Source organism: Amycolatopsis bullii (genome assembly GCF_014654205.1).
Lineage (GTDB): Bacteria > Actinomycetota > Actinomycetes > Mycobacteriales > Pseudonocardiaceae > Amycolatopsis > Amycolatopsis plumensis.
Genome location: NZ_BNAW01000044.1, coordinates 1 through 11,579 on the forward strand (window position 1 = coordinate 1; position 11,579 = coordinate 11,579).

10 protein-coding genes and 1 pseudogene are annotated in these 11,579 nt (G+C 72.5%); 10 read left to right on the forward strand and 1 reads right to left on the reverse strand.

The window, feature by feature from the left end; all coding sequences use genetic code 11:
• From IE317_RS34000 to folK, 8 genes and pseudogenes are all read left to right on the forward strand, one after another.
• Positions 1-408, forward strand: a pseudogene (locus IE317_RS34000) (hypothetical protein); the annotation flags it as partial.
• A 59-nt stretch (positions 409-467) separates the two neighbouring features.
• Complete coding sequence (locus IE317_RS34005) at positions 468-1,241, forward strand: ESX secretion-associated protein EspG (protein ID WP_191315475.1); 774 nt, start codon at positions 468-470, stop codon at positions 1,239-1,241.
• Positions 1,242-1,339: 98 nt separating this feature from the next.
• Positions 1,340-2,164 carry an ESX secretion-associated protein EspG gene (locus IE317_RS34010; protein WP_191315476.1) on the forward strand — a complete coding sequence of 275 codons (825 nt, stop codon included), beginning with the start codon at positions 1,340-1,342 and terminating at the stop codon, positions 2,162-2,164.
• Positions 2,165-2,364: 200 nt separating this feature from the next.
• Positions 2,365-4,770 carry an ATP-dependent zinc metalloprotease FtsH gene (ftsH, locus tag IE317_RS34015; protein ID WP_191315477.1) on the forward strand — a complete coding sequence of 802 codons (2,406 nt, stop codon included), beginning with the start codon at positions 2,365-2,367 and terminating at the stop codon, positions 4,768-4,770.
• On the forward strand, positions 4,748-5,353 hold the full coding sequence (gene folE / locus IE317_RS34020; RefSeq protein ID WP_191315478.1) for a GTP cyclohydrolase I FolE: 606 nt from the start codon (positions 4,748-4,750) through the stop codon (positions 5,351-5,353). Before ftsH ends, folE begins: the two co-directional genes overlap by 23 nt.
• Before the next feature lie 35 nt (positions 5,354-5,388).
• Positions 5,389-6,186: a dihydropteroate synthase gene (folP, locus tag IE317_RS34025; RefSeq protein ID WP_191315479.1), complete on the forward strand. Its 798-nt coding sequence runs from the start codon at positions 5,389-5,391 to the stop codon at positions 6,184-6,186.
• Complete coding sequence (folB, locus tag IE317_RS34030; protein WP_191315480.1) at positions 6,179-6,538, forward strand: dihydroneopterin aldolase; 360 nt, start codon at positions 6,179-6,181, stop codon at positions 6,536-6,538. Before folP ends, folB begins: the two co-directional genes overlap by 8 nt.
• Entirely contained in the window at positions 6,535-7,026 is a 492-nt protein-coding gene (folK, locus tag IE317_RS34035; protein ID WP_191315481.1) for a 2-amino-4-hydroxy-6-hydroxymethyldihydropteridine diphosphokinase, read from the forward strand. Before folB ends, folK begins: the two co-directional genes overlap by 4 nt.
• 218 nt (positions 7,027-7,244) lie before the next feature.
• On the opposite strand, the gene IE317_RS34040 is transcribed toward folK, so the two are convergent.
• On the reverse strand, positions 7,245-8,180 hold the full coding sequence (locus IE317_RS34040; protein WP_191315549.1) for a helix-turn-helix domain-containing protein: 936 nt from the start codon (positions 8,178-8,180) through the stop codon (positions 7,245-7,247).
• 61 nt (positions 8,181-8,241) lie between these two features.
• Here IE317_RS34040 and IE317_RS34045 point away from each other — a divergent pair, with 61 nt between their 5' ends.
• Both IE317_RS34045 and IE317_RS34050 read left to right on the forward strand, forming a co-directional pair.
• Positions 8,242-8,703: a DUF3180 domain-containing protein gene (locus IE317_RS34045; RefSeq protein WP_191315482.1), complete on the forward strand. Its 462-nt coding sequence runs from the start codon at positions 8,242-8,244 to the stop codon at positions 8,701-8,703.
• A gap of 69 nt (positions 8,704-8,772) precedes the next feature.
• On the forward strand, positions 8,773-11,256 hold the full coding sequence (locus IE317_RS34050; protein WP_191315483.1) for a DUF6779 domain-containing protein: 2,484 nt from the start codon (positions 8,773-8,775) through the stop codon (positions 11,254-11,256).
• Positions 11,257-11,579: the final 323 nt, after the last annotated feature.

Here is an 11,579-nt window from a genome sequence, read left to right on the forward strand (position 1 = left end):
GGCGGCAACCCGCTCGGCAAGATCGGCATGGGCCTCGGCCTCGGCGGCGTGGCCGGCGGCCTCGGCGCGCTGGCGTCGCGGGCGCTGGGCGCGGGCAGCAAGTCCGGCGCGAAGTCCGAGAACGAAACGTCCCTCGCGTCGGCCGAGGGCCAGGGCCAGAGCGCGGCGTCGGCCCAGGCACCGCAGCAGGGCGTCGTCTCGTCCGCGGGCACCATCGGCGGGCAGACGCCGCCGCCGATGAACCCGGGCATGGGCGGCATGGCCCCGCAGGGCGCCCAGGGGCAGCAGGACGAGGAGCACACGCACGCGTCCTTCCTCATCGAGGCGGACCCGGACGAGGCCTTCGGCGCGAACCAGGCGACCCCGCCGCCGGTCATCGGCGCGTGGTCCGACGACGAAGACCGCTGATCCTTTCGGGCCGGGCGCACCGACGTGTGCCCGGCCCGGTTTCTCCTGGGGGTGGCTCGATGCCGAACGCTGAGCTGCTCACCCCGGTCGAGGTGGACTTCCTGTGGGAGTCGGCCGGGCTGGGCGAGCTGCCGTACCCGCTGCGCATCCGTTCGCACGGCGCGACCGTCGACGAGCGGGCGATGCTGCGCCGCCGCACCCTCGAAGGACTCACCGCGCGTGGCCTCGCCGACGGGCGCGGCCGGCCCGAGCCGCACGTCGAGGACTACTTCGGCGTGCTGGCGGCCCCCGAACTGAGCCTGGACGCCGTCCAGCTGATCGCCCCGGACGCCCAGCCGCTGCTCGCGGTCGCCGGCGTGCTGGGCGGCCAGGGCCTGCTGGCCGTGCAGGACACTCGCGGCCTGCACCTGCAGCCGTGCCCGCCCGACGGGCTCCCCAGTGCGATCGTCTCGCTGCTGCCGGGTGCCCCGCGCGGCAGCGAGAAGTCGATCACCGTGCCGCGGGACGAGCTGACCGGAGACTTCCGGCAGCGCGCCGGCAACGGCGACGAGCGCGCGTCGGCCGACGAGGACCGCAAGGCGCTGGCCCGGCTGACCGCCCAGCCGCGGCTGCGCGGCGGCCAGATCGGCGCCAACTCCCGCAGCCGGCTCGGCGCCCGCACGCGCACGCCGGTGCTGGCCTGGTTCGACACCGCGACCGGCCGCTACTTCACCCAGGCCACCCGCGGCCGCGACGGCCGGGACTGGATCACCATCGCTCCCGCCGACGCGGCCACGCTGCGCCACCGCCTCGGTGAGATGCTCGCCGGAGCGGCGACGACCAGCTCGGTCTGAACCCCGGGTTCTCCGGGCGTGCCCGGCCCGGCACCGGAACGATCCGGTTTTGTCGGGGGTGCGGGCTACGCTGAGCAAGAGTCCGATCCGGGAGAGTGATGATGCAAGAGTTCTTCTCGCCACTGGCGTTCGACTTCCTGTGGGAGTCGGCGCGGGTCGGGGAGCTGCCGTACCCGTTGCGCGTCCGGTCGCACGGCGCGACCGAGGACGAGCGCGTGTCGCTGCGTCACCGCGTCGACGTCGAGCTGAAGGCGCGCGGCATCCGCGAGCCGCGCGGCAGGCTCGCGCCGCCGATCGAGGACGCCCTGCACCTGCTGGCCTTTGCCCCGCTGACCATCGACGCCCTGCACATCCCGCAGTTCCAGGCCCCGACGGTCGGCGTCCTCGCGGCGGCCGACGAGACCAAGGGCGTCCTCGCGGTCCAGGACGCCGACGGGATCTGGCTGCGGGACGTCCCGCCGGACGGCCTGGTCTCCGCCGTCGTCGGAATGCTGCCCGCCGGGCCGCGCGGCAGCGAGGCGTCGGTCACACTCCCGCTGGACGAGGCCCTGCACACCGCGCCGATCCGGGTGCCGGTGTCGCTGCCGTCGGCGGGTGAGGAAGAAGACAGCCGCCGGGGCCGGGGCCGCCGGACCCCGCTGAGCGAACGCGTGACGGTCGACCCCCGCGAGGCCTACGGCCGCATCTCCGGGCAGCCCCGGCAGCGCGGTGGCCAGCTCGCCGCGAACAGCCGTTCGCAGGTCGGAGCCAAGCAACGGTCCCGCGTGCTGGCCTGGTTCGACACCGCGACCGGCCGCTACCTGAGCCTCTCCCGGGCCGGTACGGACGGGCGCGAGTGGGTCACCGTGGCCCCCGCGGACCCGGCGACACTGCGCACCCGGCTGGGCGAGATGGTGAGCAGTGTGTCCGACGGCACGCGCTAGCGTTGACGAGTGGACACCGGCCGGGAACCCCAGCGCGGTATCGCCCGTTGACCTGCGAGAGGCTCACAGGGGATGAACGCGGCAGCGGACGGTACCCTGATGGGCAGGTGTCCAGGCACCACGGGTTGTCAAGATCGTGATGGCGGGTATCACAGGAGCCGCCCAACCAGGGAGGGTCGAGGCCACCAGGGCCGAGTCGTATGAACCGGAAGAGCGTGCTCAGGAACCCACTGCTGTGGATCGTCGCGGGGTTGCTGGCGTTGTTCGCGTACAACACGATCTTCGACAGTGATCGTGGGTACACCCAGGCACCCATCTCGGTGGCGAACTCCCAGATCACCTCGAACAACGTCAAGGAAGCCAGCCTCGAGGACAAGGAGCAGCAGCTCAAGCTGCTGCTGGCCAAGCCCGTCGACGTCGACGGCCAGCAGGTCACCCAGATCATCTCGCAGTACCCGGCGGACGCCACCCGCCCGATCTACGACTCGTTGATCGCGGCGAAGGCGGGCGGCCAGCCGATCAAGTTCACCACCAAGGTGACCCAGCAGGGCGTGCTGACGCAGATCCTCATCTTCGCCATCCCGCTCGCCCTCGTGCTGGGCCTGCTGATGTGGATGATGAACAACGCCCAGGGCGGCGGCAACCGCGTCCTCAACTTCGGCAAGTCCAAGGCCAAGCAGCTGAACAAGGACATGCCCAAGACGACCTTCGGGGACGTCGCGGGTGCCGACGAGGCCGTCGAAGAGCTGTACGAGATCAAGGACTTCCTGCAGAACCCGGCGCGCTACCAGGCGCTCGGCGCGAAGATCCCGAAGGGCGTGCTGCTCTACGGGCCGCCGGGTACCGGCAAGACGCTGCTCGCGCGGGCCGTCGCCGGCGAGGCGGGCGTGCCGTTCTACACGATCTCCGGTTCGGACTTCGTCGAGATGTTCGTCGGTGTCGGTGCCTCGCGTGTCCGTGACCTGTTCGAACAGGCCAAGCAGAACGCGCCGTGCATCATCTTCGTCGACGAAATCGACGCGGTCGGCCGCCAGCGCGGCGCCGGCCTCGGCGGCGGGCACGACGAGCGCGAGCAGACCCTGAACCAGCTGCTCGTCGAGATGGACGGCTTCGACGCCCGCGGCGGCATCATCCTGATCGCGGCCACCAACCGGCCCGACATCCTGGACCCGGCGCTGCTGCGCCCCGGCCGGTTCGACCGGCAGATCCCGGTGTCCGCGCCGGACCTGCGCGGCCGCAAGGCGATCCTCGAGGTGCACGCCAAGGGCAAGCCGATCGCCCAGGGCACCGACCTGACCAGCCTGGCCAAGCGGACCGTCGGCATGTCCGGCGCCGACCTGGCGAACGTGCTCAACGAGGCCGCGCTGCTCACCGCCCGCCAGAACGGGCACGTGATCACCGACGCGGCGCTGGAGGAGTCGGTCGACCGCGTCGTCGGCGGCCCGGCCCGCAAGAGCCGGATCATCTCCGAGAAGGAGAAGAAGATCACCGCCTACCACGAGGGCGGGCACGCGCTCGCCGCGTGGGCGATGCCGGACATCGAACCGGTCTACAAGCTGACCATCCTGCCGCGCGGCCGCACGGGCGGGCACGCATTGCTCGTCCCCGAGGACGACAAGGACCTGATGACCCGCTCCGAGATGATCGGGCGGCTGGTCTTCGCGATGGGTGGCCGCACAGCGGAGGAGCTCGTCTTCCACGAGCCCACCACCGGCGCGTCCTCGGACATCGAGCAGGCGACGAAGATCGCCCGCGCGATGGTCACCGAGTACGGCATGAGCGCCCGGCTCGGCGCGGTCAAGTACGGCCAGGAGCAGGGCGACCCGTTCCTCGGCCGGTCGGCGGGCCGTCAGGCGGACTACTCGCTCGAGGTGGCGCACGAGATCGACGAGGAGGTGCGCAAGCTCATCGAGACGGCGCACACCGAGGCGTGGCACGTGCTCAACACCTACCGAGACGTGCTCGACGAGCTGGTCATCGAGCTCCTGGAGAAGGAGACGCTGACCCGCAAGGACCTGGAGCGGATCTTCGCGACGGTCGAGAAGCGCCCGCACATCACCGTGTTCAACGAGTTCGGTGAGCGGACGCCGTCGGACAAGCCGCCGATCAAGACCCCGGGCGAGCTGGCGATGGAGCGCGGCGAGCCGTGGCCGCCGCCGGAGAAGGAGAAGCCGGTCCTGAAGCCGGAGCCGACCCCGGTCGGCACCGCCCCGGGCGCGGGCGACCTGCCGGGCGGTCCGCCGTACCCGTCGCCGTCGCCGGTCGACCCGAACGCCAACCCGTACGCCCCGCCGCAGCCGGGCGCCTACCCGAACGGTGGCCGTCCTTACGGCGGCCCGAACGGTGGCCCGAACGGCACGGCGCACTGGCCGCAGGCCTACGGCGGCCAGCAGCCGGGCGGTCCGGCCGGCCAGAGTGGCCCGCCGAACTACGGTGCCCCTCCGGGCTGGACGCCCGCGACCTCGCCGGGCGGTCAGCCGGGCCAGTCGTGGCGGCCCGGCGGTGAAGAACGCCCTCGTGAGCACGGCTGGTTCGCCGACCAAGCCGGCAACCAGCAGAGCGAGGGGGAGCGTCGTGACGTGGATGGACCAGAAAAGCCCCAGTGACGCCGACCGCCCGGTCTTCGACCAGGACCGGGCGGAGAAGGCGATCCGGGAGCTCTTGCTGGCCTGCGGTGAAGACCCGGAGCGGGATGGCCTGAAGGACACCCCCGCCCGGGTCGCCCGCGCGTACCGCGAGATGTTCGCGGGCCTGTACACGGAACCGGACGCGGTGCTGGACCGGACGTTCGACGAGGCGCACGAAGAGCTGGTGCTGGTCACGGACATCCCGATGTACAGCAGCTGCGAGCACCACCTGGTCCCGTTCCACGGCGTCGCGCACGTCGGGTACATCCCGAACGCCGCGGGGAAGGTCACCGGGCTGTCGAAGCTCGCCCGCGTCGTCGACCTCTACGCCAAGCGCCCGCAGGTCCAGGAACGCCTGACGTCGCAGGTGGCCGACGCGATCGTGCGGAAGCTCGAGCCGCGCGGCGTGATCGTGGTGATCGAGGCCGAGCACCTCTGCATGGCCATGCGCGGCATCCGCAAGCCGGGTGCGCGCACCACCACGTCGGCCGTGCGGGGGCAGTTCAAGAATTCCGCCACTTCGCGGGCGGAGGCGCTCGATCTCATCAGGGCCCGCCGGTGAGTGCAGGGCTTCCCGCGCCCGGCCGGTGCGTGGTCATGGGCGTGCTGAACGTGACGCCCGATTCCTTTTCGGACGGTGGCCGCTACCTCGGGCTCGACCAGGCGCTGGAGCACGCGCGTGAGATGTGGGCGCGCGGGGCCGACCTGATCGACGTCGGCGGCGAGTCGACGCGGCCGGGGGCGTCCCGGGTGGACGCCGAGACGGAACTGCAGCGCGTCCTGCCGGTGATCAAGACACTGGCCGCCGAAGGAGTGGCGTTGTCGGTCGACACCACGCGTGCCGCCGTCGCCGTCGCCGCGCTCGAGGCCGGCGCGAAGGTGATCAACGACGTTTCCGGCGGCCTGGCCGATCCGGACATGGCGCGCGTCGCCGCCGAGGCCGGGGTGCCGTGGGTGCTGATGCACTGGCGCGGGCACAGCAAGGACATGCAGGCGCTGGCGTCCTACCAGGACGTCGTCGCCGATGTGCGGGCCGAGCTGCTGTCCCGGGTGGACGAAGCGCTCGCCGCGGGGGTCGCCGAAAGCGCGATCGTGCTGGATCCCGGCCTGGGTTTCGCCAAGAACGCCGAGCACGACTGGGCGTTGCTGCGCAGGCTGGACTCGTTGCTCTCGCTGGGTTTCCCGGTGCTCGTCGGCGCTTCCCGCAAGCGGTTCCTCGGCCGGCTGCTGTCCGAAAAGGACGGGACACCGCGCCCGCCGGACGGCCGGGAGGACGCCACCGCCGCCGTCTCCGCGCTCGCCGCGGCGGCCGGAGCGTGGGGCGTGCGCGTGCACGAGGTCGGAGCTTCGCTGGACGCGGTCGCGGTGGCCGCTGCTTGGAGGACGGATGGCTGACCGGATCACGCTGACCGGCTTGCGCGTGTTCGGGCGCCACGGCGTGTTCGAGCACGAAAAGCGCGACGGCCAGGAGTTCGTCGTCGACATCACGGTGTGGCTGGACCTCGGGCCGGCCGCCGCGTCGGACGACCTGACGAAGACCCTGCACTACGGCGAGCTGGCCGAGCTGGCGGCGGGGATCGTCGCGGGCGAGCCGTACGACCTCATCGAGAGCGTCGCGGGCAAGATCGCCGACGAAGTCATGTGCGACGAGCGGCTGAGCGCGGTCGAGGTGACGGTGCACAAGCCGTCGGCCCCGATCCCGCTGACGTTCGACGACGTGGCGGTCACGGTCCGGCGCGACCGGTGAGCCGTGCGGTGCTTTCGCTCGGGTCCAACCTGGGCGACCGGCTGGGCTTCCTCCAGCTGGCGCTCGACGCCGTCCGGCCCGCGCTGGTCGTGGTGTCGAGCGTGTACGAGACGAAGGCCTGGGGCGTCGAGGACCAGCCGGACTTCCTCAACGCGGTCTGCGTGGTCGACGACCCGGCGCGCGACCACTGGGCGTGGCTGCGCACGGGCCAGGCGGCCGAGCAGGCGGCGGGCCGGGTGCGCGAGCTGCGCTGGGGCCCGCGAACCTTGGACGTCGACGTGGTCACGGTCGACGGCGTGACGTCGGCGGACCCCGAGCTGCTGCTACCGCACCCGGGAACGCCGGACCGCGCGAGCGTGCTGGTGCCGTGGGTGGAGATCGAGCCGGCCGCGGTCCTGCCGGGCCACGGCCCGATCGCGGACCTGCTCGCCGCCCGCCCGGCGGACGAGGTGGCCACGGTCCGCCGCACGGACCTCGCGCTGCGCTGAAGCCGAGCCGGCGTGGGGAGTTGTGGACAACCCCTGGCCGTTGTGGATAACCAGGTGGACAACCGGGCCGCGCGGCCCGGGATTGTCGGTGCTCGCGAGTAACGTTGAAACCGGGGGTCCCCCAGCGGGGAGGGGTCGGAAAGGGTGCTCATCGGTGAACCGGTGGTGACCGTTACCGATCACCACCGGCCCGTCGCCGAGCTGTCGATCCCGTGCGCTCAGCCGCGCAGGGCGTCGATCATGAACCGCACCGCCGGCTGGGTCGTCGGCACCGGGGGCCAGCCGTTGATCGTCGCCAGCAGCTGCCAGTAGCGCTCGGCCCGCGGGTCGCCGCTCATCGCGAAGCGGTCGGCCAGCTCCGCCCGGAACTCCGGCGATGCCGGGTCCTGGTCTTCGCGGGCGCAGGCGGCCGCCAGGTCCGCCGCAAGCGTTTGCCCCGTCTGCGACGTGGGTGATTCGCCCGCCGCCACGGCCGCTTCCGCGCGAGCCGACCAACCCTGCCAGTACTGCTGCCAGCCTTCCGACGGCTGCTCGAACTCGCCGTCCTCGATCTGCTTCGCCTGGATTTCGCTCATGCGGCGGATCAAGGCGCGGAAGTCCGGGTCCTGGACCAGCTCGGCGAACTCGATCCAGGCCTCCAGCTGCTCTGGGGTCGGGTCGTCGGGCAGCTCCGGCTTCCCGGCGCGCATCCGGCGGTAGAACTCCTGGTCGATGTCGAGCCCGGCGACCATTTCGTCCCAGAACTCGTCGACCAGCCGCTTGCGCTCCTCGTCGGACATCGACGCGAGACGGTTCATCAGGTTCACTTCCTCCAGTTCGGAATTGCGCTTGGCCACCGCGCGCAGCACCGCCCGGCGCAGCCGCAGCCGCCGGATCTGCTCGTCGAGCGCCTCGACGTGCCGGATCGCCAGCTCGCCGACGGTCGTCGACTGGCTCAGCGCGGCCGAGACGTCGGCGAGGCCGAGACCCAGCTCCCGCAGCGTGCGGACCAGTTCCAGGCGGGCCATCGCCGCCGCGTCGTAGAGCCGGTAGCCGGCGTCCGTCCGCTCGGTCGGCGGCAGGAGGCCTTCGTCCGAGTAGAAGCGGATGGTCTTGACCGGCAGGCCGGTCCGCCGGGACAGCTCGCCGATGGTGAATGTCGCGGTGTTGCCCACAAAACGCATGATGAACTCTCCAGTCGGTGGAGAGTCAACTCTTCCACGGTACGGTTGGGGCATGCACTTCACCCGGCCCCGTGACCTGGTGGTCGCCGGGCTGCTCGGCCTGGGCCTCGGCTACCTGCTCTTCCAGACGGCCTACGCCTCGCTGCCGCAGCTGCCCCTGCTCGCCGGAGTCACCTTCGCCGTGCTGGCCGTGATCGAGGTCGTGCTGGCCTTCTCGATCCGCTCGCGGATCAAGAACGGTCGGGTCGTCGGCACGATCGGGGTAGCCCGATCGGTGGCCCTCGCGAAAGCTTCGTCACTCGCCGGAGCGTTCATGGCGGGCGCCTGGCTCGCGGCGCTCGCCTATCTTTTTCCCCGACGTGACGAACTCGTCGCCGCGGTGCTCGACACGCGCGCGGCGGCGGTCGGCGTCGTGTCCGCCGCGGCCCTGGTAGCTGCGGCTTTGTGGCTCGAACACTGCTGCCGGACCCCGCGCGACCACGATCGGGAGCGCACCCGCGGGACGACCGGTTAGCGCTGGAATCGCACCGCTCGCTGGACCGAGTAGGTCTCGTTCGGATTACGAGCAGGTACGGTGTCAGTCATGACCGGCGTGGGTGACGACTCGCGCGGCCGCCTCTTGGGCAGGCCGTGGCTCGTTGTCGGCTTTGTCCTCGCCATCGGAGCCACCCTCGCACTGGTGCTCAGCGACGATCTCCGCTACCTCCGGCTCGGGATCGTCGCGGCCCTCTGGGCCGCCCTGATCGGCGCATTCCTCGCCGTGAAGTACCGCAAGAGCGCGGCACAGAGCGAGGAAGCGGTCGCCGAGGCGCAGGCTGTGTACGAACTGGAGCTGGAACGCGAGATCGCGGCCCGGCGCGAATACGAGCTGGAGATGGAGGCGGAGAACCGCAGCGCAGCCGACTCCAAGGGCCGCGAGGAGCTGGAGGCGCTGCGCGCCGAGGTGTCCGCGCTGCGCGACAGCCTCCAGTCGCTGTTCGGCGGCGAGGTGCTGCTCGAGCGCGTCGCGCTGACCGCGCAGGCGACCCGGATGCGCAAGCTGTCCGACGAGAACCGGATGATCCCCGACGCCGCCCCGAAGAAGAAGCCCGCCCAGCTGATGGCCGGGAAGAAGCCGGTGGTGGAAGGCGGCGAGCGGCCGACCGAGCTGATCGACCGCGTCCTCGACGAGCGCCGCCGCAAGGCGTCGAACGGCAAGCCCGCGAACGGCAAGGGCCTCGGCGGCAAGGGCAAGGGCTTCGGCGGCAAGCCGGTCCCGAAGACGCCGGCGAACGTCTCCGTGCAGAGCACCCAGCAGATGGCCCGGCCGAAGCCGCTGAGCGAGCGCCGTCCGCCGGTGCCGCCGGTCGACCCGGCGCTGAACGCCGCGCAGCGCGAGCTGAAGGCCGCCGAGCTGCGGGCCGAGGCCGCGCGCCGCCAGGCCGAGTCCCAGCCGATGCGGCTGCCGAAGCCGGACGAAGTCGCGAAGCAGCCCGAGCGCCGTCCGGAGGCCGCGGCCGAGCCGACGCGCCGGGACGTGCCGCGGCCCGACCCCAAGACCGAGATCCGGCGTCCGCAGGCGCCGGAGCCGAAGACCGAGATCCGCCGCCCCCAGCCGCCGGAGCCGAAGACGGAGATCCGCCGCCCCGAGCCGCCGCCCGCCCGCCGGGCCGAGATGTCGAAGTCGGACATCCGGCCCGTGGAGGCGCCGCGGCCGGAGATCCCGCGGGTGGAGATGTCCCGCCCCGATATCCCCCGGGTGGAGATGTCGCGTCCGGACATTCCGCGGGTCGAGATGTCGCGGCCCGATATTCCGCGGGTGGAGATGTCGCGTCCGGACATTCCGCGGGTGGAGGCGCCGCGGCCGAACGTGCCGCGGGCCGACGCACCGCGCCCGGAGATGCCGCGCGTCGAGGCGCCGCGGCCGAACGTTCCTCGTGGCGAGGCGTCGCGTGCGGACATTCCTCGGGTGGAGATGTCGCGGCCGGACATTCCCCGGGCGGAGATGTCGCGGCCCGATATTCCCCGGGTGGAGATGTCGCGTTCGGATATCCCGCGGGTCGAGATGTCGCGGCCCGATATTCCCCGGGTCGAGATGTCGCGGCCGGATATTCCGCGGGTGGAGATGTCGCGGCCGGATATTCCGCGGGTGGAGATGTCGCGGCCGGACATTCCGCGCGTCGGCGGTCAGCCGAACGGCGCGCGTCCCGAGCCGCCCCGCAAGGCGCCCGAGCCGCCGCGGCCGCCGGGCCGTCCGGCGGCGAGCGTGCCGCCGCCGAAGCCGTCCGAGATGTCGCGCTCGGACATCCGGCCGGTCAAGGACCTCAGCGCGGCCTTCCAGAACCGCGACGACTTCGCCGAGCGCCAGCGGCCCCACCGGCCGAAGCCGCCCGAGGCGAAGCCGCCGTTGCCGCGGGACGCCGCGGCCTCCCGCACGGACCTCCCGCCGGTCGTCCCGCCGACGACGCCGGTGCCGAGCAACAGCCCGTCGCCGCGGCAGCCGTCGCGCACGGACCTGCCCCCGGTGGTGCCGCCGACCACGCCGGTCCCGGCCGCCGACAGCCGCCGCCCGTCGCGGCTGGAGCAGTTCTCGCGGGCCGACATGTCGCCGATCCTGGAGGAGCCGCCGTCGCGCCACGGTGGGTCGCACCGCGCGCCGGCGGAGGCGGCCAAGGCCGAGACGCCGATGGCGAACCCGACGCTGCCGGAATCGGTCCGTAACTTCCAAGGCCGCTCGGGCGGCCGCCGCCGCAAGCCGGAGGACTCGCAGCAGCTGCCGGCGGTGCCCGCGGCGCCGGAACCCCCGGGCGGAGGCCGCCGCCGCCGTCCGGACGGCGAGCCCCCGGCCTGGGAGGGCATGGTGGCGGAGCGGGCCTCGATGTCCCGCCGCGGCATGGCCCCGGTGGACCCGGCGGAGGTCGAGCAGCAGCAGAACGGCCACAACGGTTCCCGCAACGGCCGCCGAGCAGCACCCGAGCCCGCCCCGGGCAGCGGATCGCACGCGGCGGGCCGTTCGGTGAGCGAGCTCCTGGCGGCGAACGGCGGCACGGGTTCGACGCCTCGCCGCCGCCGCCGCGCGGAGGACTGAGCCCCGCTCGCCCGAGCCAAGCGCCCCAAAGCGGCCTTGGTTGCGCTGAATCGGCACTGCGGCGCGAGCGCCTCCCGGTGAGGGCGGTGGCAGGGGCATGGGCGGACGCACCGAAGGCCACATTGGGTGCGTGTCACGCACCGAAGGCCACCTTGGGGCGGATCCGGCCACCCAACTTAGGGCGCACCGAAGGCCGCCTTGGGTGCGTGTGACGCACCGAAGGCCGCCTTGGGTGCGTGTGACGCACCGAAGGCCGCCTTGGGTGCGTCTGACGCACCGAAGGCCACATTGGGCGCTTGAGCGCGTGCGCGAGGCTGGCCGGC

Coding starts and splice junctions, on each gene's coding strand:
- IE317_RS34005 (WP_191315475.1), top strand. CDS start 468: ATGCCGAACGCTGAGCTGCTCACCCCGGTCGAGGTGGACTTCCTGTGG.
- IE317_RS34010 (WP_191315476.1), top strand. CDS start 1,340: ATGATGCAAGAGTTCTTCTCGCCACTGGCGTTCGACTTCCTGTGGGAG.
- ftsH (WP_191315477.1), top strand. CDS start 2,365: ATGAACCGGAAGAGCGTGCTCAGGAACCCACTGCTGTGGATCGTCGCG.
- folE (WP_191315478.1), top strand. CDS start 4,748: ATGGACCAGAAAAGCCCCAGTGACGCCGACCGCCCGGTCTTCGACCAG.
- folP (WP_191315479.1), top strand. CDS start 5,389: ATGGGCGTGCTGAACGTGACGCCCGATTCCTTTTCGGACGGTGGCCGC.
- folB (WP_191315480.1), top strand. CDS start 6,179: ATGGCTGACCGGATCACGCTGACCGGCTTGCGCGTGTTCGGGCGCCAC.
- IE317_RS34045 (WP_191315482.1), top strand. CDS start 8,242: ATGCACTTCACCCGGCCCCGTGACCTGGTGGTCGCCGGGCTGCTCGGC.
- IE317_RS34050 (WP_191315483.1), top strand. CDS start 8,773: ATGACCGGCGTGGGTGACGACTCGCGCGGCCGCCTCTTGGGCAGGCCG.